The following is a 24,140-nucleotide window of genomic DNA, read 5'->3' on the forward strand; positions in this document are numbered from 1 at the left end:
TTACCTTTTGAATCCACCTTCTGAATGAATAACTTGTCCAGTAATCCATTCCGCTTCTTCACTTACTAAAAACTTAATAAGTCTTGCTGCATCCTTTGGTTCACCAATTCTACCAAATGGAAACATCGGTTTTAATCCTTGCTTTATCTCTTCAGTCATCCAGCCTGTATCGGTTGGACCTGGGTTAATTGCATTCACTGTTATTCCTAAATGAGCTACTTCTGCTGACAACGTACTAGTTAGAGCATCAATAGCTCCCTTCGTTGTTGCATACGCTAGTTCTCCCGCCATAGGCCCTTGGAATTGTCCCGACGTCATATTCATATTCACAATTCTACCACCAGATTTCTTATCAAATCCTCTGGCAAATTGACTACTTAACAATGTAGTCGCACGAACGTTTACCATGTAATGCTTATCCAGTTCTTCAGCAGTCAAATTAGAGAAATCATTATTCGTAGAATATGCTGCATTATTAATTAATATATGGGGGTAGCCTAGTTGTTCAGTAACTTTATTTATAAGCTCTTTCGGTGCATCATTCTGAGTTAAATCTAACTCCATACTCGATACTTTCACACCATTTTTTAGTAACTCTTCTTGTAATTGTATTTGTTCACGTTGATCAACGCCCCAAGGCATCTCTTTATCGTAAGCTGTCCAATATGTAAAAAATATATCGTATCCTGCTTCAGCTAATTTTTTACAAGTTGCTGCACCAATACCATCTAGACGACTTACACCTGTAACAACTGCTACTTTATGTTTTAATTGATTCATCATATACTCCTCCAATTTTAAAGGACGCATATTTTATATAAGAGATATGAATTTCCCCACATACGTATCTATCCTTACAAAGGGGATGCACAAGCCAAATATGCAATCCTTGCATGATTTACAGATAGCTAAATAACCCCTCACTTATGAGAGAAAAATTCATCTATCTAATTTCTAATCATTACAAGTTCATCCACATATTGAGTCCTTGTCTCCTTTCCATATACCTCTATTTCTATCTTAACAATATGATGTAATATTTTAAATGATAAAAAATAAAAACCAATATTCCATTCCAAACTTCTATCAAATTTATTATATTATAATATTTAAATAATGGGAATAATTTTAAAAAAAACACTGGTAAATATTGACTAGCCTTCTTATAATAAAACGTGGGGCTAATGTGAGAGTTTAGTTTTATACAAATAGGGGGAAGAAACATGTCAAAAAAATTACTTTCTTTATTTTCAGCAATAATCGTAGCAGCTTTTGTAATAACCGGCTGTGGTCAAAGCGATACGACAAATAAAGAACAAAAAGAGAATGCAACAAAAGAAAGCAAAACAGAAAAAACGGATACGACGAAAGAAAATAAACCTGAAGATAAAAAGACGGAAAATACCGCTACTAGCTCCAGCGATTATTCTAAACTTATTTCCTACATGGAAAAAGAAACAGGTGGTAAAACAAAAGTTCTTTTTGAAAATAAGGAACCACAAGTCCATAAAGCTGAAGATGTTTCAGTATCGATGAACAGCTATACATTAGTTGAATTAAATGGATTCCATACGGACTTTAACATTCCATTTAACCGTCAAACAGAGGGCGGAGTTATTCTTGTGAACTATAGCGTAAAAAATAGTTCAGCTAAAGATATTTATTATATGCCAGCATTGGACATGTCATTTACTGGTGCTCAGAAAGTATATAGTAACTATAAAGACTTAATTCCAAAAGAAGATCAGCTACCAACTAAGCTTGCTCCAACGAATGATTACTTAGTAAAAGCAGGAGAAACTATTTCTGGTTATATCGCGTATCCATTTGGAAAAGATGATCTAGAAAAAATTTCAAGTCTCTCAACAGTCTCAGTCACAGTCCCAACTGCACAAGCTAATAAAGGAAAATTCGATGCTCCAATTGGAAGCCCTGGAAGCTTTTCATTAAGTTTAAACAAACAAGGTGCTGAAAAGGTTGCAACAGATAAAGCTTTCTACCAAGATAAAGCTACAGCTAATAACATGGGCGATAAAAAAATGTTAAAAGAGAAATCAAGTATTAATAACAGCCAAGAATTAGGTGCTGTTCATGTTACATTAGACGGATACCAATTTACTCAATTCACACCAAATTCCGTCGAAGCACCACGCTTTGCAAATTTCAAAAATGGTATTGTTCTATTAACAGTGAAATTCAAGCTTGATAACAAAGATACTCAAGACGTTTCATTATCTCCTATAAGCTCTACATTAAGAGTGAATGATGGTACACAATATACAATTAATGAAGGTATGCTACTAAATTACGACTATAACGCTTCAGTCAAAACGGGAACATCTGGAGAGTTACTGCAAGTATTTATTTTAGATCAAGAGCAGTATGAGAAGATTTGGAAAGACAAAAGCTTTGAGATTGAGTTAGGACCTATGAGAAATAAAGAAGCTAAAGATATTTCACAAGGTAAAAAAGTTAAGTTTACATTACCTAAATAAATTACTAAATATATAATAGAAAAGGCATATAACATATGATTGTTATATGCCTTTTCTATTTGTATCAAGAACAAAACTTTCATTTAAGTGTATACATTTATGATTACCTATCCGTTGTATAAGTATAGGGAGGAAAAATGATGGGAAAAGAAAATATATTGACCTCCTATCTTATCAATTTAGGGGAGGAAGTGTTCAAACTATTACTAGCGAAAGGGGCTATAAAAGAAGACGCAGAAGACATCATCCAAAATACTTTCTATAAAGTATATACGTTGCTAGATGACCTAACAAAGAATAACATACGTCCATGGTTTTTTAGGGTTGCATTAAACGAATACATTGACTTGAAGAGAAAAAAAGAGCAGCAAAACATCTATTTAACTGAAGAGATTTATTCAAAACTACAATATACAGACCGAGAATTAGATGCTGTTTTAAATAAAGATGAGATTTTCTATCTATTAAAAGATATAAAACTAGAATATAAAGAAGCCTTCTTTTTAAAATATTATTATGATTTTTCATATGAAGAAATCGCCCTAATACTAGATATTCAAGTGAACAGTGTTAAACAAAAATTACATCGTGCACGTAAAACAATTCATTCTACAGTAGGAGGAAAAACTTAATGGATACTTCTTTAAAAGATGCATTAAAAAAAGCTAAAAGGAAACAGTTACTTAAAATCATTATTACTTCTATTATCGTTGTAATCATGCTGATTCCTATAATGTACAAGGTTGGCAATTACTTCGCAGCGAAAAGTTCTACGAAGCTGCACGAACATCTCTTTTTACATAACGCAATTGCAGAACCGAATGTGCAAATTGATTCTCAAGTAACGAGTAATTCTTCTATGTTTGGCGGCAATATCGTATCTAATCGCTCTAAAAACATTAACGGTTACGTAGTACGATGGAATACACTGACAAGCTCTTACGATTGGTTTCGCTCTAATATCGATTACAACGAGTTAATACCAGGATCTTATTGGTCTAGCTCTAGTAAAGAGGCTTATAATTATGATAAACAAACGAAAAATAAAGTTGCTACATTTTATAATCCGGCTATCAAAGAATATCATAATGGAGTCAAAAATGAATTAAGTGCCGTTTCAACAATGGAAAACTATGTAGCGGAAGTTGCTATCTCTTTCAATCAACCTTATACATTAAAAGAAATTCAAACAAAAATACCAGACAACTTAAATATCGTATGGCTATATATGGTCTCACCTATTAAAGACGAAAGCAAAGGTCCTGCCGGTATGCAAGTTTACGGATTTGCCCCAGAAAAAGAGCCTGAAGAAGCGTACAAAAGGTTCTTTGACTCTCTTAAACAATACGATGACGATGGATATGACGAAGATATCCAGAAGTTTTTAAAAGCAAACAAGGACAAACCATTTGATCAAGTGAAAATCTTAGGGGTTATGCTAACTGGAAAAACGGAAAACTTTAAGCCATTAGAAAATCAAGAATTTATTCGTGGTGCTTCTGTAGGGGTTACTGCACCAATTGTTCCTTATATAAAACCAGAGAAATAATAAGGAACCCCCAGATGAACTTAAAGAACATACATGAACCTGTTTACTACGGGAGCTATCCGCTACAATAGATAGCTCCCATCTCTCATTTATTGCTTAATTTTCAAAAATAAACTTCATAATATTTTAGGTGCAATTTTATAAATAAAAAATCATATATTTGTTCACATTATATCCATTGTGAATTTTTTCACAATGGATATATAATAAACTTGTAAATACAATATTGGAGGGATTTCAATGGTTATCAATTTTTTAAGAACTGATAAACGTGCTACTTTCATATTATTATTTTTACGACTTTACATAGGGTATACATGGCTCGCTGCTGGAATAGGCAAAGTCTTTGGACAATCTTTTGACGCAAGTGGTTTTCTAAAGGGTGCTATCGCTCAAGCATCCGGTGACCATCCTGCAGTACAAAGTTGGTGGGCAAATTTTCTTCAACATTTTGTTCTTCCAAACGCAGACCTATTTAGCTTTTTAGTTCAATGGGGAGAAATTTTAGTAGGTCTAGGTTTAATTTTAGGTGGATTAACAAAAACAGCTGCATTTTTCGCAATCATAATGAATCTTTCATTTTTATTAAGCGGAACTGTTAGTGTAAATCCAAACCTGCTTATTTTGACTATGTTCATTTTAGTTGCAGGACAGAACGCTGGACGTATTGGATTAGATGGCTATGTTTTCCCAAAACTTTTCCGTAAAAACAGCCATGGAACATATAAATTAAGCAAAACTGCGTAGTAACGGTTTACTCTTAAAATATAAATAAGAAAAAGAGCCTGCGTATAGGCTCTTTTTTGTTTACTCCAAATTTAAACTCTTAACGAGCCACGAAAACCTCTGGCAGCATAATAAGAATCTGCCCCATTGTGATACACGAAAACATGCCCGAAGCGATAATCGCAAAATAGCGCACCACCGAGTTCTCTAATATCTGAAGGTGTTTGTACCCAGCTTGATGATTTCATATCAAAATCTCCAAGTTGTTGTAACTCTCGATATTGTTCTTCAGTTAATAGTTCAATACCCATAGCGGCTGCCACATCAATAGCGTTATTTTCTGGTTTATGCTTCTTTCTTGATTCTAACGCTTCAAGATCATAACAAAGGCTTCTACGACCTTTAGGACTCTCCTTTGAACAATCGCAGAAAATATACTCGTCCCTCTCTTTGTCATATCCAACAACATCCGGCTCACCGCCAGTTACTTCCATTTCGTTAAGTGACCATAACTTTTCAGGGTTAGCATTCAGCTTTACCTCAACTTTAGCCCATTCAAGACCTTCATGGCGGTTCATGCTTTTCTCAAAACGAGCTTGTAATACTTTTATTAGTTCTTCACGTTGTTCTACAGATAACTCATTTTTATTCTCTGTCATATTCGTCCTCCGAATTAAGCTTCCTTATAACCACTTAAATCTTCTCAATAATGGTTTACTTGCAGTTTACAACAATCTGGCCCGATTGCACAACGAATAATCCCTGTGCGGATATCCATTATATAGTACTAAAACCCTCCATACTTTCTCCAAGAATATAATGTGAAAACCACATCAAATTCTGCTTCATAATAGCTACATTCATTCCTGGCTGATCAGGACTATATGCCATTCCTTTAAATATCATTAATTCTGTATCAACTTCCATATCTCTTAATCCTTGATGTAGCTCATATGCATTTGTAACTGGAATTCTTGCATCCTTTTCGCCATGTTGGATTAAGGTAGGCGTACAAGCTGATTTAATATACGTCATTGGTGATGTTTTCGTATATATATCTGGATCATTCCATGGAGTATTTCCTAAATGCATCCTAATGAAGTAAGGGATATCTGTATTTACGTAATGAGTACTCCAGTTCGTAATTCCGCCCCCAACTGAAATTGCCTTAAATCTGCTACTAAATGTAGAACAGAAAGCTGATATATATCCTCCGTTACTCCATCCCATAACTCCTACTCTATCTTTATCTACCATCCCTTGATCAACTAGCTTATCCACCCCTGATATAACATCATCGTAGTCAGCGATTCCCTGTTTTCTATAGTTTGCTTTTAAAAATTCATTATCATAACCAGAACTTCCTCTATAGTTTGGTTCTAAAACGATAAAGCCCTTTTCAACAAACTGTTCAATCGGATATTTCTCATTAAAGCAGTCTGAAAATATCGGAAAGGATGCCCAAGCCGGACCACCGTGAATTACTACTAATAAAGGATACTTTTTATTTGCATCAAACTCTACTGGTGTTGATAAAACACCCTCTATTTCAAGACCATCACTACTTTGCCATGAAATGTTTTCCCTGTTGCTTTTAAGCTTCCCTTCGAAAAAGCTATTTTCATTCGTTATTTTTTTATTATCCAAATAGATTTCAAAAGTTTCATTTGTTATAGCCTTATTATAGGTTATATGATTTCCATCTCTTGTTATAGAGGCATCCATTATAAATCCATCTACTTTTTCGCTTAATGTTTCTACAGTGCCATCTTCAGCTAGCACACCAATAAGGTAATTCGTTTTATCCTGCCATCTAATTAAAATCCCTTTAGCTGTCCACTGTAATGGCTTAACCGTACTATCAAAGTTTGTTAGAGGTTGAAGTACCTCTCCCGTATTCATATCATATATCTCTAATGTACTCTCTTGTATATGATTTCTATAGTAATCCTTCTCTCTTATGCTTGCTGAGTAACATATTTTGCTGCCCTCAGGAGAAAAGCAAACGCTCCCGCCCAACAACTTATCTACATTCATCTTTTGCAGTTCCTCAGCTTCAACATCTAATATATATAGATCACTATTCATATAATCGTTTAGACTTGGTGTAGCCATACATACAACCTTTTTCCCGTCATTTGAAATATCAAAGTTATGTATATAAAAATCCTTACCATCAGTTAATTGATAAACACCGTTAATCTCTCGTTCCCCTTTATCATTTTGTATCACTTTTTCTATTTCAACGTAGCATAAACAATTATTTTGATGTTCCTTACCTACATGTTGAAAATCTCCATATAGCTCCTTACGTTTCTTTATTTCCTCACATTCTTTTGACTGTGCAATATAATAAAAACCTTTACCAGTATGATCCCATTTGAATGTACTGATCCCTTCTTCCTCATCAGTAATTTGCACCCCACCATAACCATCTAATGACTTAACAAAGATTTGATTTTTCCCATTACCACCAGGGCTAAAGTATGCAATATCCCTAGAATTTGGAGACCATAACGGGCATGTACTATCTATATCCCCATTTGTTAATGGATAACTCTGCCCTTTACCTTTTTCATATATCCATACATGATTTCTATATGTATTGTCTTTCCAGTTAACTGTCCTCTTAACAAATGCTACATTTTTGCCATCATCACTTATGTTTGTACTTGATACGGCCGGTAATGAAATAATCTCTTCTATACTTAAATATGTTTTTTCACTCACTTTCATCAATATGCCCCCTTGTAATGTCCATAAATCTCTCGTCTCTTTTTGTCATAATAAAGGAAATTGTTCACAGATACTTAAAATAATAACGGAAAATTCAGATAAATAAAAGTGAAATTCCATCAGTGGGAGTCTTATAGCCTACGAATTGTGGAATGAAAAATGGACTAAGAATTTAATCTTAGTCCATTTATTATTTTATATCCATTTTGTATGGAATGTACCTTCTTTATCTACTCGTTTATACGTATGCGCTCCAAAATAATCGCGCTGCGCTTGCAACAAGTTTGCAGGTAGTTTGGCAGTACGATAGCTGTCATAATAAGAAATTGCTGCTGAAAATGCAGGTATCGGAATGCCCTGTTGTACCGCCATTGAGATAATTTGGCGTAATCCACCTTGATATGACTCTACAATTTCTTTAAAGTATGGATCAAGTAAAAGGTTCGGTAGGTCAGTGTTAGTCTCATAAGCCTCTTTAATGTTCTGTAAAAAGGCAGCACGGATAATACATCCGCCTCTCCAAAGCATAGAAATGCTGCCAAAATCAAGGTTCCAATCATATTCCTCAGAAGCTGCCTTCAATTGCGTGAATCCTTGTGCATAAGAACAAATTTTACTCATATATAAAGCTTGGCGCACCGCTTCAATTAATTCGGCTTTTTCAACTCCAATTGCCGTTTTATCTTTAGGGCCAGATAAAACTTTGCTTGCGTTCACACGCTCTTCTTTTAAAGCAGAAATGCAACGTGCAAATACAGATTCCGTGATAATAGGCAGAGAGATACCTAAATCAAGTGCGCTTTGACTTGTCCATTTCCCTGTACCCTTTTGTCCTGCAGTATCAAGAATAACATCCACTAATGGCTTACCAGTTTCTTCATCTTTCTTCTTGAAAATATCGGCTGTAATCTCAATTAGATAGCTGTTCAGTTCACCTTTATTCCATTCAGCAAATATTTCATGGAACTCTTCTGCAGTCAAATCTAGTGTTTGTTTCAAGAAGAAATATGCTTCACAAATTAATTGCATATCTCCATACTCAATACCATTATGAACCATCTTTACATAGTGTCCTGCCCCATTAGGTCCGATATAAGAACAGCAAGGCTCGTTATTCACTTTTGCAGAGATGTTTTCAAGCATATCCTTTACTTTTTCGTATGCATCCTTCTGTCCGCCGGGCATAATAGATGGTCCCTTCAATGCACCCTCTTCGCCGCCTGACACACCTGCCCCGATGAAATTGATTCCTTCTTCGGCAAGACGTTTGTTTCGGCGAATTGTATCGACAAAGTATGTATTACCACCGTCAATTAAAATATCACCTTTATCGAGGTGAGGGACTAGAGAATCAATCGCTTTATCTGTAATTTCCCCCGCATTAACCATTAATAAAATCTTTCTAGGTGATTCGAGTGAGTTAACAAACTCTTCAACTATATGAGTACCAACTAAGTTTTTACCACGGTTTTCCTCAATGGTTTCATCAACTTTTTCCTTTGAAATATCATATAGGGCAACAGAATACCCTTTACTCTCAAAGTTAAGTGCGAGGCTTTTTCCCATAACGCCCACACCAACAACTCCAATTTGTAACTTTTCCATATTCTATCGTTCCTTTCCATGTATGTTACTCTGTATTATAGTATATATACCTAAAATAACATTTTAATCAAATAATCCAACTTTTTCATTTCAATAGGCTCTGCCAGTATTCGTGCAAAAGGTTAAAGGGACACGGCACATCACTATCAAGTTAAAAAATAAAGAGAAATTTTCATCCTTATTAATCAATCATGAAAAATAACTGGTTAATTATGAAAAATCACATTAAACAGCTTCCGTATCCCTTTTACTGTTTAGAAAGATCTATACAAATAAACTTAATAATAAAGTAAACCCTAATCCGGCTACAGAAACGATAGTCTCAAGTAAAGTCCATGTTGCAAATGTTTCTTTCATGCTTAAACCAAAGTACTCTTTGAACATCCAGAAACCAGCATCGTTCACGTGTGAAGCAATTAAACTACCAGCCCCTGTTGCAAGGACAACTAAAGCAAGGTTAACATCAGATTGGCCTAACATCGGAATCACTAAACCGACAGTTGTTAATGCAGCAACCGTAGCAGACCCCAATGAAATACGTAAGATGGCAGCGATAATCCATGCGAGCAAGATCGGTGATAATGAAGTTCCTTTGAATAATTCGGCTACATAGTTACCAACGCCTCCATCAATTAATACTTGTTTGAAAGCGCCGCCTCCACCAATAATTAAGAGCATCATCCCAATATTCGAGATCGCTGTTGTACAAGATTCCATAACGTTTTTGATTGGAATATTTCTTGCCAATCCCATTGTATAGATCGCAACTAGTAAGGATATCAACATAGCAGTATCCGCATTCCCAATAAACTCGATCGTTGCTAGTAAACTATTATCTTTGAATCCCATTGTTTTTTGCAACAAAGTAATAATTGTAGCGACTGCCATTAAAAGAACAGGCAGTAAAGCGGTAAAAACACTGATTCCAAAACCAGGAGTTTCTTCAAGTTTAAATACTTTCTGCTCACCTAATGATTGTATATTACCGGTTTTTGTGAACGCCTCAGGTACTAGTTTTTTTGCAAGTTTAGTAAATACAGGTCCAGCTAACACAACCGTTGGAACCGCTATCATAAAACCGTAAAGTAATACTTCACCGATGTTTGCATGCAATTCACCAGCGATAGCAGTTGGTCCTGGGTGTGGTGGTAAAAATCCGTGTGTTACAGATAAAGCAGCTGCCATCGAAATACCGAGATATAAGATAGAAACTTTTAATTCTCTTGAAATTGCAAATACAATCGGAATTAATAATACTAATCCTACTTCAAAAAATAATGCAATCCCGATAATAAATGAGGCAGTCACAACAGCCCATTGAATGTTCTTTTCACCAAATTTTTTCACAAGGGTCATGGCAATGCGTTGTGCACCCCCAGAATCTGAAAGCAACTTACCTAACATCGCACCAAGTCCAAAAACGAGTGCTAAGTGCCCAAGTGTTCCACCTAATCCCGCTTCAATGGTTTTAAAAATCTTTTCTGATGGCATTCCAAGTGCTAAAGCAACCCCGACAGATACAATGATTAATGAAATAAAGGTATTTAATTTAAAGCGCATAATCAGTAAAAGTAATGCTAAAATCCCAATTGCTACAATGACTAATGGCATCGTAGTTCCCCCCTAATCTTAGCTGTATTTGTATTTATCCCACTATTCGTGGGCAGTAAGGCCCCCACCACCTCGAGATTTAGATAGAAGCGAGGCGTAGGAGATTACTGATGAAAGTTTTACTTTATTAAATTTCTTTGATAATTTGCAATTCGTGTATAATCATCTTCTAACGCCCTTGATAGGTTAATAAATATAGGCAGTAATTGTCTGTATTCTTTTGTTGCTTCTTCTTTCGGTGTATGTTTGTAGGTACTACCAACCATTTCGGAAACGATTTCAAAAGAATCAATTTTTCCTGTGGCATAGAGACCTAATATACATGCACCTAGACACGAGCTTTCGTAGCTCTTTGGAACAACGACTTCAGATGCGAAAATATCGGACATCATCTGTCGCCAAACGTCAGACCTTGCGAAGCCGCCTGTTGCTTGAATACGAGTTACAGGACCATCCATACATTCTGTTAATGCTAAAAATACAGTGTATAAATTATATATAACGCCTTCTAAAGCTGCACGAATCATATGTTCCTTCTTATGTGACATCGTTAAACCGAAGAAGGAGCCACGTACATCTGGATTCCATAATGGTGCACGTTCCCCTGCGAGGTATGGATGGAATAATAATCCGTCTGCACCAGGTCTCACGCGTTCAGCTATTTTAGTTAATACATCGTATGGATCAATTCCTAGTCTTTTCGCAGTTTCTACTTCTGATGAAGCAAGTTCATCACGAATCCAACGAAGGACCATTCCTCCATTGTTTACCGGTCCACCAATTACCCAATGCTTTTCCGTTAAGGCATAACAAAATATTCTTCCTTTTTTATCTGTTTGTGGTTTATCAATGATGGTCCGAATAGCACCACTTGTTCCAATTGTGACAGCAATCTCCCCTTTCCGAATTGCGTTCACACCTAGATTAGAAAGCACCCCATCACTGGCACCAATGACAAACGATGTTTGGGAATCGATACCAATCTTTTGGGCTAAATCTGGATTGCAGTTGCTGAATATTTTGGTGGTTGGTACGAGTTTAGATAATTGAGCTGATGTTATACCAGCAATTTTTAAAGCTTCCTCATCCCAATCTAGCGTTTTTAAGTTCATCATACCCATGCACGAGGCGATGGAATGATCAACAACATATTGATCAAAGAATTTTTTGAAGATATATTCTTTAATTCCAATATATTTTTTCGTTCTAATCGCAATTTCCGGATGGTCATTCACAATCCATGTAATTTTACTTAATGGTGACATTGGGTGAATAGGTGTTCCTGTTCGTCTATAAACTGCATGGCCATTCAATTCATCTTTGATTTTATGTGCCCATGCCTCACTACGATTATCTGCCCAAGTGATACAAGGTGTCAGCGGCTGATCATTTTCATCCATAGCAATGACACTATGCATAGCACTGCTAAATGAAATAAACGATGGTTTTTTATCTGAATGCTGTTTCGTTATATTTGATATTGCTTGTAAAACAGCTTGGAAAATCTCTTCCGGATCTTGTTCCGCCGTGGATATATCCGGTGTGCGAAGTGGATAACCAATATTCTCGGTTTGAATGACTTCGCCTTTCTCAGTAAATAAAACTGCTTTCGTACTTGTTGTACCGATATCTATACCTAACATATAGCTACTCATGTCCTTGCTCAACTCCTTTAGATAACATTTGTTGTGACATCCAGGGGTCTTCGACTTTCCCTTGAACATCATCAAAGTTTTGATGTAAGGCCTCAATCATGAGGGCTCGATCTTTTGATTCAATTGCTTTTATATAAAGCTCATGATTTTTAATAATCCGTTCAAAGTCTTCGTACTTTTCCTTGAAACGAGTACGCATTGATAAAAGGATTAAGCTTTCCATAACAGGCTTTAAATTATTCCAAATCATCAGGATGTAGGAATGCTCAATGGTTCGAATAATCGTTTCATGGAATAAGAGATCTTGATAAGAAAATTCATCAGAATCATGATATTTAATGGCAATTTTCATCATTTCCATTATTTTATTTAGTTCTCTTACTAAATCATTTGTGTCTATCTTTCCAAGTCGCTCAAAAATAAACGTTTCTATAAGTAAACGAACATCATATATTTCTTCGATTTCTTTCTCGGTTAAACCAATGACAACTGCGCCCATTCTTTCTAAACGAATAATATTTTCAGAAGCTAGTAATTTTAATGCTTCACGAACGGGTGACCGACTTACAGAAAAATCGGCAGCTATTTTATTTTCTGACAGGATGGTACCGCTTTCAATTGCGCCTGCAATAATGCGCATTCTCAATTCGCTCGCAACACGATCACCTGTAGAAGCTTTTGAAAGCCATTTTTCAGGATAAAGAAATTCCATTGATTTCGTCATAAATCCACCTCGTGTTAATCAAGTATACTTGTATACAAGTATTATAACTCGGATTTTTAATTATGCAAGCGCTTTTATTGTTCGCGTTGGTTCTATTAGAGGAAAACCCATAATTATTAAGCTAACAAATCAAGTCACCCCAAAACTATTATTGTTGATAAAGAAGATTTAGGAAATGGAAAACGAAACAAGTGGTATGAAAGACAAATAATTATAGAATCTATGTAAAAAGAAGCAGCTACCTTTAAATGGAGAGGTAGCTGCTTTTTTAGTTGTTCATATTCTGCTGATGCTTTGAAATTAATTTAGACATATAGACAAAACCCTAAATTACGTATTGTCTTGTAACTCCATGAATATCTATTCGCGCTATTGTGTTTATACACTGCTCATTGATAGTTTCCCGATTAATTCTCAATAACATCATGTAACCTCTCAGCAAACTCTTTATGATGCACTGTGTTATAACCCACATGATGTCCTGGAAACTCTGCGAATTCTGTTCCGAGGTGTTCTGCTAAGTTGAATGCGCAATGATAAGGAAAAGATTCTCGTGAAATACTTCCACCGGCTGGAAGTACCTGTATCGATGCAGGTTTTAATAGGGACTTTAATGCATCGATATTTAAAGTATAGCTGAGAATTCCCGGGATTTCATACTCAGTGAAATACATCGAATTGCCGAGTAGTCGCTCTGTTAGCATATCCTTCGATGGTTCGGAATTACTATCATCAATATTTGACAATAACTTCATGACCTCACTTTGATGATTCCCTTTAAGGTCTTCCATGAAATTTATAGCCTGCTTCAATTCATTTTCAGGTAAAAGTTGTAATAAAACCGGTTCGTGTGGGATTAGTAACTGTACCTGCTCAGGATGACGTATGCACAAATCAAGTCCGATAACAGCACCAGAACTACTTCCGAATACATAAGCCGGTTCTTTGGTCAGATTAGCTAGCAAGCGATGAGCATCTTCGCTATGCGTGTGCACATGGTAATCCTCATTTTTATTGACGAGATTGCTACGGGAATGACCACGACGATCGTAAGTAACAACGGTATACCATTTAGCAAGATGGTCGGCGACATTATGGAACTTGTCGGCATCACCACCCCCACCATGAATTAAAAGAAGAATTGGACCCGAACCACGCACCTCATAATAGATGCTTGCTCCAATTACTTGCAATATTCCGTTTTTTACTATACTCATTTGTACATTCTTCCTTTCTTTTGTCATCTCCCTTAACATTACATGATTGGTGAATGATATAAAATGCAGGAAATAACTAAGAAACAAATTCACCATAAGAAAAAGTAATGTGTGGCTTTAAAATAAAGTTTGATTAAAAATATTGTGTTAAACCGTATTCTATGATGAATAAAAAGAAACCATTTTGAAAAAGTCTAATCAAAATGGTTTCTTATCCAAAAGGTTTATGTTTATGTTTATGTTTATGTTTATGTTTTATAAAAAAGTTTGATCATAGCTTATTTACAATTCTTTGATTAAAGAGATAAAGCATCGCACCTTTTTTATAAACGTCTTAACTTTATTTCAAAACTACACTATTGTATAGTGATAATAAAGTTATTGAATTTTGATTAAAAAAGATACGAGCCTTACTACATTCTATATGCAGCAAGGCTCTTTAAAGTTGTTTCAAATTATATCCATCTGCTTATGTAATGCTTAAAAAATGAATAATAAAGTTGTTTACTTCTTATTAAACTAACGCCCCCGTTAGTTTAAGTGTAACTCTTCACAATCATTTGATATTATATAGATAAATAGAAATATAAATCAGAATTTAGTTTATAGTTATAAAAATAAGTTATTTATACCCTTATAATTCTTCAGAAAGGAGAGTGTATGAAAAAGACTATTGTTTTTGTATTAACGATATTTATATTATTCTCAGGATTCGCAACACAAAGTTATGCGTTGTCAGATTCGAAATCTGTGGCAATACAAGCATTGCTAGATGATGCCTGTCGTACGTCAGGTGTGCCTGGAATGTCACTCTCAATACTTGCTGATGGTGAAGTGTTCTACTTTTCTTCTGGGTATGCAGATCTTGAAAAGGGACTGTCTGCAAGTGAAAATACACTCTATGAGTTGGCCTCGGTGAGTAAAGCTTTTACTGGTATGGGGATTTTGCTAATGGAAGAGCAAGGGCTGCTATCAATGACTGACCCTATCCAAAAATATTTACCTTGGTTTACGTTAAAGTATGAAGGTAAACCTGTTGATATGCAAAACCTTACACTAAATAACTTTCTTCACCATACCAGCGGCCTAACAAATATTAGACATACTCAAAATATTCCACAAGGTAATACGCCTGATATGTTGCAAAAGACTGTGGAAACGCTGGTAGATGCAGAATTGGCGTTCTCTCCTGGTGAACAATATAACTATGGAACTGTTAATTATGACGTATTGGGTTTGGTTATTGAGATTGTATCAAGACAAAGCTATGAAGACTTTATGAAGGAGCAGGTATTTCTACCCTTAGGTCTTCACCAGACGTATGTTTATAAAGAAGATGCTCAAGCCACTGGACAGTTAGCACAGGGTTACCGTTCTTCCTTTTTTATAACAACTCCATTTAACGCTCCGTATTATACTGGGAATAAACCTGCCGGCTATATCATTTCTAATACAAAAGATATGGCGCGTTGGATGGGCATACAGATGGGTATCATGCAGGACATACCCGAAATATTTCACAGGGCCATCGAAAAATCACATAGGGGTGATATGTCTGTTTCGGCTGTCAATGATATGTATTATGCGGCAGGTTGGTCGGTAAACGCCGAACAAACGTTTATAGAACACACTGGGGGTAATCCAAATTTTAGTACCAAAGTAGCCATACTGCCAAATGAAAGAACAGCCATCTGCTTACTGAGCAACGGCGCAAATACCAATATAAACCTGGTACTACAAGTTAAAAATATATTAAACGGCAATCTAACTCAGTCATATGAGATAAGTGGCACACAGCTTTTGGACATCATTTTGTCGTCTACCACAATTATTCTTTGCCTATTAGCCGTTCTGTTATTTTTCTTAGGATTAAGAAAAGGGAAAACGAATGAGCAGCAGCCAATGACAAAAAAGAGAACAATCGTAACAATTATTTTCCTAATCGCTACGATTGCCCAGTGTATAATGTTTTTTGCCTTCGATTGGTCAACGATACTTATTTGGCAAACATATAGTGTTCTTACAGCTTTAATTTCGTCGACATTATTAACAGCAAGCATTACTTGGTTTGTATATACTCACCGATTAGATGCCTCGGTCCGAAAATAAGTACAATGTTAAGTAAATAAATCTTAATTTATCGATATCCTTAATTAAAAAAACAGAAGACACCTCGGTGTCTTCTGTAATGTCATCGGCACTTCTCCTAGTTAAACCCACTTGCTATTTCTTCCACTAACCTGCCTCGTTAGTAGAAGAAGGATTTTTAAACTACTATATTATTTTTTAAATGACTTTATTGTAAATTAAACAACTTTATTATCTCTGTACAACTATATGTAACTTTAAAATAAAGTTTGATCAAAAACGTTCGACAAATCCATATTTTACGGTAAAAGAAAAGAATCCATTTTGAAAAAAGATTGATCAAAATGGATTCTTTTCTTTTTGAATGAACATTCCTTTTTATAAAAAAGTTTAATTAAAACTCACATAGAATCCTTTAATCGAAAAGGAATAAAACGGTGCAACTTTTTTGTAAACGGTATAACTTTCTTTAAAACGGTACATCTTTTTTATAAACGGTACGACTTTATTTCAAATCCACAATTGTGTAGGTATTGACGAGAATAAATCATCTTTGGAGATTCTTGAACAAAAATTAAAGTTGCCAAGGTGGAACCCTTGGACCTATTCAAATTTCTACAAAAGCTGTGCAAAAATATGGAACGGTCCAATTAATAGATGTTTATGGGGGCAACTATAATGTGTTTCCATTGGGTTGAGTTAGGAATATCAATCTGAGAATGGGACTGGCATCAGTCATACATTTTATGCCTGAATTTTTTGAAAAAATAACGAATAACGAGTTTGACCCACATACAAAGTGGCCCTTGGATAAGCAAGTCATGGTTATCAAATGTTTAATAATCGTGAGGACGACTGTATAAAAGTCGTTTTAAAACCGTTATCCTATTAGTTTAAATGGATGAATTGAAAGTTAGCATAATTGCGAACCCTAAGCGAAATGTTGAATGGACTTCCACACTGTGTATAGAAGTCTTTTTGTCTTTTATCATTTAGATTATTGGATAATTCAGCTCGTAACTTGGGTAGCAATAATATGGTGGTCTCAGTCCTATTTTTGGCATGGGCCAGGAATCCTCCATATAGACCATCCTTACTTTTTCATTTGAATGGTTTACTAGCAATAGCTTTACTTCTGGATTAAATTCATATCTCAAAATGGTAACCCCCTTCCATTAGGAATGTGTGGATTCTCCCCCATCAACATGAAGAACTTGACCAGTAACAAAACGAGAATCATCAGAAGCAAGATAGACAAAGGTTGGTGCGAGTTCAAATGGATGGGCAACTCGTTCCATTGGATTAAATGCTCCATATACAGCGACTTGGTCTGACGAGAAACTTGCTGAAATAAGTGGGGTCCAAATTCGGCCGGGGGCGACGGCATTGACTCGGATCCCTTGTTTCACGACATTTTTAGCCAAGGCACGTGTCCAACCAACTATTGCGCCTTTTGTGGCCGTATAATCAATCATTTGCTGCTCACCTACATACGTCACCACTGAAGAAGTGCCAATGATTGAGCTGCCTGGTTTTAAATGAGGAAGCGCTGCCCTTGTTGTGTAAAAATGAGAGTATATATTAACTTTGAAGGTGTCATCGAATTGCTCATCTGTAATGTCAAGCAGACTTAGTTGTTGGAATTGGATACCAACGTGGTTACAAAGAATATCGAGACGTCCAAACGTATTTACTGTTTGTTCTACAATGGAGATACACTGTTGTTTGTCTCGCAAGTCCCCAGGCATTAGAAAACAACGTTGTCCGAGTTGTTCAATCCTCGTTTTTGTTCTATTTGCATCCTCATGTTCATCTAAGTATGAAATAGCAACATCTGCGCCTTCTTTAGCAAACGCAATTGCTACTGCTGCACCAATACCACTGTCACCCCCTGTAATAAGTGCTACTTTTCCTGTTAACTTTTCACTCCCTTTATAGTTCGGGTTTTCGATAATTGGAAGGGGTACCATAAATTTTTCCACTCCGGGATGGCGCAGCTGGCGCTGTTCAGGTAAACTTATCGGAATTTCTTCGTAACGTGTGATTTTCCCATAGTTAGGGTACATGGGATAAGGTTGAGTTTTCATGTTCGCTTTAAACATTTGTTGCATTTGCTTTATTTGGTCTAATTGACGACTTTGATCCTTTTGATCCATGGAAACCTCCTATAGAAATAATTTTCTTCTATAGAATGTTTATGTTGTTCACTACAAATAAATTAAAAAAGTTTGAAAAAAGTGGTTTACTTTCAACACAGAAGCTTATTCTTCCTCAAAAGAGACACCTTTTTTCTTTATTGAACTGACCTTTAGGACAAGGAGCTTTACTCAATATTCTACCCCTTTAACGGATCAACTTATTTTTACTTAACAGTTCTTTAATCCCGGCTACCTCAAGAATAGTACCTAAAAAAATAGGTCAACCAGAAAAAACCGGCTAACCACATAATACGATTTGACCCTATTGCTGAATAACAAAAAATACGTTTTGTTGTTCCACAAATTCTTAATATCATGAAGTAATTCTGTAGAGATGTTCAGTTTCCATTAACCAATCTCGGCGAGCAACGAGAGTTCTAAATGTGATAAAGTCGCTCTTTTTGCATCCTCTTTCAATTGATTCCATGGACTGTTTGTAGAACCTTCTGATACCTCGAAAAGTTGATTCACGCTCTCTTTTTGATTTTCATTAAGTAAGTTATGATAAATCATACGATAAGACCTTTTTCGAACATCATTGGCTGCATCTTTTAAAGTATTGTAGATGGGAAGTTCATATTTTTGATGTATTAGCTCTTCAATTGCTACATTGACTAGGTCAGCAGGTTCGTCTTTACTGTATGCGAGTTTATTCATTGTATCTATCAATTACTTTTTGACCTTCTTGGCTAAATGGTCGAATAAAAAGACTTCTATACAAAGTATGAAGTCTTTTTGGAAAGAGAAGAGGATTACGGTTTTAAAACGACTTTTATACATTCATCCTCACGATTATTAAAAATTCGATAACCATGACTTGCTTCTTCAAGGGACATCTTGTGTGTGATAATATCTCTTGGGTCAAATTCGTTATTTGTTATTTTTTTAAACAATTCTGGCATAAAATGAATGACTGGAGCCTGTCCCATTTTAAGATTAATATTTCTAATCCAAAATGCACCTAATGGAAATAGATTATAGTTACCCCCGTAAACACCAGTCATTTGCACTGTCCCATACTTTCGGACAGCTTTAGTAGAAATTTGAATAGGTCCAAGGGTTCCGCCCTGCAGTTTGAATTTTTGTTCCAGAAACTCTAGGGGTGATTTCTTTCCGTCCATACCTACACAATCGATGACGACATCTGCCCCACCATGTGTGATCTCTTTTAAATGTTCGCCCATATCAGGGTATTTTGTGAACTCAAATACCTCAACATTGTTCATCTTTTTCGCATGATTGATCCGGTAATCCAAGTAATCAACTGCTATTACACGCTTTGCACCTTCCATCCAGGCAAATTTTTGTACCATCAACCCAACAGGTCCGCATCCAAGAACAATAACTGTATCGCCTGATTTTACACCTGCATTTTTTACACTCCAATAAGCTGTTGGCAGAACATCCGATAAAAAGAGCAGTGACTCATCCTCCAATTCGCATGACTCCGGGATAACAAAGGGAGTGAAGTTTCCAAAAGGGACTTTTAAATATTCAGCCTGACCACCCGGATGGTTACCGAACTTCTCAGTATAACCAAAGTATCCGCCAGAATCATAATGAGGGTTTGAGTTATCACATTGGCTTTCCATTTCATGTTGGCAATAAAAGCAATGTCCACATGAAACATTAAAGGGAACGACAACACGGTCTCCCTTTTTTACTTTTGTGACTTCAGGTCCAACTTCTTCCACAATACCCATTGGTTCGTGGCCAATAATATATCCTGGGGGTAATGGCATGTTACCTTGATATAAATGCAAATCAGATCCGCAAATAGCAGTAGAAGTAATCTTAACTATAATATCGTCTTTTTTTTCTAATTTTGCATCCTCTACTTGATTAACCTGTACATGATTTGGTCCTTGATAAGTTACAGCCTTCATAAATGCAGGGCCCTCCTATTTCTAATACTGTTAACACTCTTAACTATTGTCAACAAAGAAAGTAAATAATATACTTAGTCACTCTTAGCGTAATTGTTTTATGTAAGTTAAAGAAGTCGCACCGTTTTGATTACGAAGTATTGGTGATAGCTCTCGAATTAGTTATTGTAAGTGTATATAGCGTGAATTAATTCGGGGAAATATTTGGATTATTCTTTGAGGGAAGAGGTATTTCATTTATTCCTTTACTCAAATCTTCACTGCTATTCTAACTTATTTAATAGAATTTCAGCCTTATGCTTAACCCCTTTAGAACTGTGTTTAGCTTTCATCACTGTAACCCTACTCTCCTCAATACTTTTCAGCGACTTACTTGTCCACGTACCACTATCATTCACAAGGTTTACTAACAATCTATCATAAATCGATTTCCAATCATTTATTGCAAGTGATGATAAAATTAGCATTGATAAAGAGCGATCTTCTCGCTCAACTTCAATAATATTGAATTTCTTCCCACTTATCATATATACTTCTGCAATCACATAACGTCGTTTCGTGATATTATCACTCAATTTCGTAAATCTGCGGTCTCCAATTCCCTCTGGTAACACATCTATAAATGCTCGTATCGCACTTACTTCTGGATATTGCTCCATTATTCTAAGGACATTAATGAAATCTTGCAATTCACCTTGTACTTGAATTTCAGATAACATTTGATGTTCTATTCCTCTTGCTAGTTTTTGACCTCCAGTGTCTGCTGTAGATCGAATTGAATCATTGCTGCCATAGTATTTCTTAGTATTTTCATCTTCTTTCGTTCGCTGCTTTGAGGAACTACTTTTAATTCGTTTGATTTTGGGTACCGATGTATATTCATGTTTCAACTGATTCATTTGTACAAGATCAAAGTCTTCTGTAGAACCATCTACTTGTTCATCTAATGTAAAGCCCTCTTCATCACCCTGTCTATTTAGAAAACGATAAGTGTATTTCTTTGCCTCATTGGATTTCTCTTGATTTTGTATTTCTGGATGCGAAATCGAAATATGTTGGTACGGAATATCTTTATTTTTCACATTAACAATTTGTAATACTGTACACGTGTTATTCTTCTCCTTTACACGAGCTGTTATTGTAATCGGTTGTGTAAAGTTCCATTCGAACTTCAAAGTCTTTTCCTGCAACCAAGTAAATGCTATATTTTCATAGGCTTGTCGTAGGTCTCGATTCGTTAGCAACCACACCAATTGATAAATGAACGTTGTCTTTGTGTATTTCAATTCATATTGTGATGAAAAGCTAAGATGGATTTTATTAGGTTCATATGTTTCTGTGAAGAACTGAGGAAATGAATTCGATTCAAACAAGCGATATAAAAGGAAGCCGTTCGGAGCTAAAATGCTACGCAATACTTCAATGACTGGTAAAATCACATTCTTTCCATCAAAAGAGAACACGAAACTACGGGAAGTTGCAGGATCACTGCTTCCTTGAATAGACCAAGGGCGTTCGTGAAATTTAACTTTATTAGGATAAATAGTCATATCGATTTCTTGTACACTTTCAGAAACTTGACTAGCCGTTATGATGCCATCAGTATAATAATGTTGGATTGCTAAGCATGGTAATGTACCCCAATCCATTAATATACCTTCTGTACGACCTTGTGAGCGAAAATAAGCTTTGATTATCATTTTATGATCATATCGAAATGGCTCACCAATCCATATTAGTTGTGCTTTTTCACCTTTAGCAAAAGGCCAAGCTAGTTTAACCTGTTGTTTGCTCATAACTTTTCACTTCCTGTTTTGTTCGTAAATACTCTTCCAAATACGGTTTTATTTCGTGAAAATGATGTGACTTAACAGCGCCAATACGCTGTACTTTCCATAATAAAACTGGTTCTTGCTCCAGCAACATACGATCAATAATTTTACAGCATCGTCGAATCTGAAACTGTTGTATAGATTCCGTAATTTTATTTAGATATTTTTCAGTTTGTGGCAGCTTATCAAGATGTTTCTCCAAATTTGATAAGATTCCTAGACGTTTCCCAATTATCGAAATCGTGATACGTACGGGCTTTTCCAGTTCAATTAATTCTTTGTAAAGCTGTTTAATTTTAGAAAGATATTCTCGATCACGTACGTCCCAATTGACAATTGATTTTGGCTTTTCCTTCGCCTGAATTATAGGTAACTGTTCAAACAGCCATTCTTTATCATTTCGATATAAGTAAATATATTCTTTCGGTAAACATTGACGAATTTGTGTTCTCGAGTAACTTGGATATTGCTGCATTCCTTTTAATAATTGCTTTCGATACATATGTAACATTGGTGGGAAAACTTTATCAGGTAATTTCTCTATTTTCTCAAAGGCAAGATGTCCTTTAACTGTTTTCGAATCCACGCCAAGCATTCTAGCTAATGCTCTTATACTGTAGGTTCCATCAACTGCTAATTCATGTAATTTAGCCTTCCAGACATCTCCATATGCTTTTGTACGTCCAATACGATATTTATCTTCAGATAATCTATCAGGACCCTTTCTAGCGTAAATAAAGCCACAAGAGCATTCAAACGTGCCAATGGGTGCATTTGATTTAAAATCCCTTGTAACATTTACTTCATGAATCACAAATTCCTTATAATGATTAGCTGCTTTATTTAAACAGGGCCATGGGCCACTACCGAAAGGACCTGTATCAGCTTCAATTTGTAAAAAGGACTCCAAATCTTGTTCTAAGAAATAAAGAATAAGCAAATGACGGAAAGGATGTACATGACGTTTTAGATTGCGTGTAATGACCTTCAGCCAATTGTATTCATCATTTACATTGATTGCTGATTCGTACTCATCTAAAAAGCCTTTTGGGAACTTTGATTGAAATGCTTTGTATAGCTCCTTTTGCCGAATTCGATTAGACGTTGTTATTAAATTACGCTCCCGTAAAAGAACACGATATTTAAGATTAATAGATTCTCTTGAAAATTGATGTATTGGAACTTGCAGCAGTTGATAAGCCATCTTTGCTAAAGCAATTTGAATGGCTATAAACTCTTTTAGTTCAACTTCTTGAATCATTGATAAGTTCATTAGCTTTTTATCAAATCGAATAAACTCAATTCGACTTTGCTTTGAAAAATCGATAGGATACTTCATTAATTTCAGTTCATGATGTGCACAGAAATCAATCCCTTGTAGCTGGTGCTCACGATGAAAATAGGGTTCTCCATGTTGCTCAATATCATTAGTTGCACACTCTGGGCAATAAAAGAGTCCATTCTTTCTGCAAATGCTTCCTGCAACTATGCCAAGTCTTGTATAAAGTCCTTTTCCATCTACTTGAACATCTTGTAGAAGTTCTTTCTGGCGTTGCTTGGAAAGAAACGAAGCATAGTAAGGGTAGATCGTATGCTTAGCTAATAAGCTTTCAACAGAATAGTTGGAGCCTAATTGCTCAGCTAATATAGAAAAATGACTACCAATCTCTACACTCGGTATTACAGAACGACTTTGAAACACTTCTTCCAATGTATCTTTGTAATCAATATTTCCACTGTAAAAGTGATATCGCGCAATCGCCGAATATATCAATTCATCTGGATATGGATCCGTAAAGAATGGCAGCATTTGATTCC

General features: G+C 35.7%; 18 protein-coding genes and 1 pseudogene. 6 read left to right on the forward strand and 13 right to left on the reverse strand.

Going from position 1 to position 24,140, the window contains the following annotated elements:
* Complete coding sequence (locus tag QCI73_RS26720) at positions 1–783, reverse strand: SDR family oxidoreductase (protein ID WP_353824058.1); 783 nt, start codon at positions 781–783, stop codon at positions 1–3.
* A gap of 440 nt (positions 784–1,223) precedes the next feature.
* Here QCI73_RS26720 and QCI73_RS26725 point away from each other — a divergent pair, with 440 nt between their 5' ends.
* The 4 genes from QCI73_RS26725 to QCI73_RS26740 all read left to right on the forward strand — a co-directional run bounded on the left by QCI73_RS26725 (position 1,224) and on the right by QCI73_RS26740 (position 4,791).
* The gene (locus QCI73_RS26725) at positions 1,224–2,495 is read left to right on the forward strand and encodes a DUF5068 domain-containing protein (protein WP_353824059.1); all 1,272 of its coding nucleotides are present in this window, start codon (positions 1,224–1,226) and stop codon (positions 2,493–2,495) included.
* A 140-nt stretch (positions 2,496–2,635) separates the two neighbouring features.
* Positions 2,636–3,127 (forward strand): RNA polymerase sigma factor, encoded by a 492-nt coding sequence (locus QCI73_RS26730; protein ID WP_353824060.1) that lies wholly within the window; start codon positions 2,636–2,638, stop codon positions 3,125–3,127.
* Complete coding sequence (locus QCI73_RS26735; protein WP_353824061.1) at positions 3,127–4,044, forward strand: sigma factor regulator N-terminal domain-containing protein; 918 nt, start codon at positions 3,127–3,129, stop codon at positions 4,042–4,044. Before QCI73_RS26730 ends, QCI73_RS26735 begins: the two co-directional genes overlap by 1 nt.
* A gap of 240 nt (positions 4,045–4,284) precedes the next feature.
* Entirely contained in the window at positions 4,285–4,791 is a 507-nt protein-coding gene (locus QCI73_RS26740; RefSeq protein ID WP_262725602.1) for a DoxX family membrane protein, read from the forward strand.
* A gap of 71 nt (positions 4,792–4,862) precedes the next feature.
* Here QCI73_RS26740 and QCI73_RS26745 read toward each other — a convergent pair whose 3' ends face one another.
* The 7 genes from QCI73_RS26745 to QCI73_RS26775 all read right to left on the reverse strand — a co-directional run bounded on the left by QCI73_RS26745 (position 4,863) and on the right by QCI73_RS26775 (position 14,318).
* Positions 4,863–5,429 (reverse strand): DUF4256 domain-containing protein, encoded by a 567-nt coding sequence (locus QCI73_RS26745; protein WP_353824062.1) that lies wholly within the window; start codon positions 5,427–5,429, stop codon positions 4,863–4,865.
* 118 nt (positions 5,430–5,547) lie between these two features.
* Positions 5,548–7,506 carry a S9 family peptidase gene (locus QCI73_RS26750; protein ID WP_353824063.1) on the reverse strand — a complete coding sequence of 653 codons (1,959 nt, stop codon included), beginning with the start codon at positions 7,504–7,506 and terminating at the stop codon, positions 5,548–5,550.
* A gap of 195 nt (positions 7,507–7,701) precedes the next feature.
* Positions 7,702–9,111 (reverse strand): NADP-dependent phosphogluconate dehydrogenase, encoded by a 1,410-nt coding sequence (gene gndA, locus QCI73_RS26755; RefSeq protein WP_000413557.1) that lies wholly within the window; start codon positions 9,109–9,111, stop codon positions 7,702–7,704.
* Between the two features lie 264 nt (positions 9,112–9,375).
* Positions 9,376–10,722, reverse strand: a complete 1,347-nt coding sequence (gene gntP, locus QCI73_RS26760) for a gluconate permease GntP (protein WP_074608912.1) — start codon at positions 10,720–10,722, stop codon at positions 9,376–9,378.
* 119 nt (positions 10,723–10,841) lie between these two features.
* Complete coding sequence (gene gntK / locus QCI73_RS26765) at positions 10,842–12,377, reverse strand: gluconokinase (RefSeq protein ID WP_097851556.1); 1,536 nt, start codon at positions 12,375–12,377, stop codon at positions 10,842–10,844.
* The gene (gene gntR, locus QCI73_RS26770; protein WP_353824064.1) at positions 12,370–13,101 is read right to left on the reverse strand and encodes a gluconate operon transcriptional repressor GntR; all 732 of its coding nucleotides are present in this window, start codon (positions 13,099–13,101) and stop codon (positions 12,370–12,372) included. Before gntR ends, gntK begins: the two co-directional genes overlap by 8 nt.
* A gap of 407 nt (positions 13,102–13,508) precedes the next feature.
* Positions 13,509–14,318, reverse strand: a complete 810-nt coding sequence (locus tag QCI73_RS26775) for an alpha/beta fold hydrolase (protein WP_327923373.1) — start codon at positions 14,316–14,318, stop codon at positions 13,509–13,511.
* Positions 14,319–14,978: 660 nt separating this feature from the next.
* Between QCI73_RS26775 and QCI73_RS26780 the strand changes: the two genes are divergently transcribed.
* Positions 14,979–16,427 carry a serine hydrolase domain-containing protein gene (locus QCI73_RS26780; protein WP_353824065.1) on the forward strand — a complete coding sequence of 483 codons (1,449 nt, stop codon included), beginning with the start codon at positions 14,979–14,981 and terminating at the stop codon, positions 16,425–16,427.
* Positions 16,428–16,926: 499 nt separating this feature from the next.
* Positions 16,927–17,298: pseudogene (locus QCI73_RS26785) on the forward strand (glutathione-dependent formaldehyde dehydrogenase); the annotation flags it as partial.
* Between the two features lie 283 nt (positions 17,299–17,581).
* On the opposite strand, the gene QCI73_RS26790 reads toward QCI73_RS26785, so the two are convergent.
* From QCI73_RS26790 to QCI73_RS26810, 5 genes are all read right to left on the reverse strand, one after another.
* Positions 17,582–18,562 carry an SDR family oxidoreductase gene (locus tag QCI73_RS26790; protein WP_001993829.1) on the reverse strand — a complete coding sequence of 327 codons (981 nt, stop codon included), beginning with the start codon at positions 18,560–18,562 and terminating at the stop codon, positions 17,582–17,584.
* A 390-nt stretch (positions 18,563–18,952) separates the two neighbouring features.
* On the reverse strand, positions 18,953–19,261 hold the full coding sequence (locus QCI73_RS26795; protein ID WP_156827723.1) for a DUF4158 domain-containing protein: 309 nt from the start codon (positions 19,259–19,261) through the stop codon (positions 18,953–18,955).
* A 95-nt stretch (positions 19,262–19,356) separates the two neighbouring features.
* Positions 19,357–20,490, reverse strand: coding sequence for a zinc-dependent alcohol dehydrogenase (locus QCI73_RS26800; protein ID WP_000649059.1), 1,134 nt, complete (start codon positions 20,488–20,490; stop codon positions 19,357–19,359).
* Between the two features lie 263 nt (positions 20,491–20,753).
* Positions 20,754–22,286 carry a Tn7-like element transposition protein TnsE gene (locus tag QCI73_RS26805; RefSeq protein ID WP_000043576.1) on the reverse strand — a complete coding sequence of 511 codons (1,533 nt, stop codon included), beginning with the start codon at positions 22,284–22,286 and terminating at the stop codon, positions 20,754–20,756.
* Positions 22,267–24,132: a TnsD family Tn7-like transposition protein gene (locus tag QCI73_RS26810; protein ID WP_353824066.1), complete on the reverse strand. Its 1,866-nt coding sequence runs from the start codon at positions 24,130–24,132 to the stop codon at positions 22,267–22,269. Before QCI73_RS26810 ends, QCI73_RS26805 begins: the two co-directional genes overlap by 20 nt.
* Positions 24,133–24,140: the final 8 nt, after the last annotated feature.

Origin of the sequence: Bacillus cereus group sp. MG16 (assembly GCF_040459875.1) — a bacterium.
Lineage (GTDB): Bacteria > Bacillota > Bacilli > Bacillales > Bacillaceae_G > Bacillus_A > Bacillus_A paranthracis.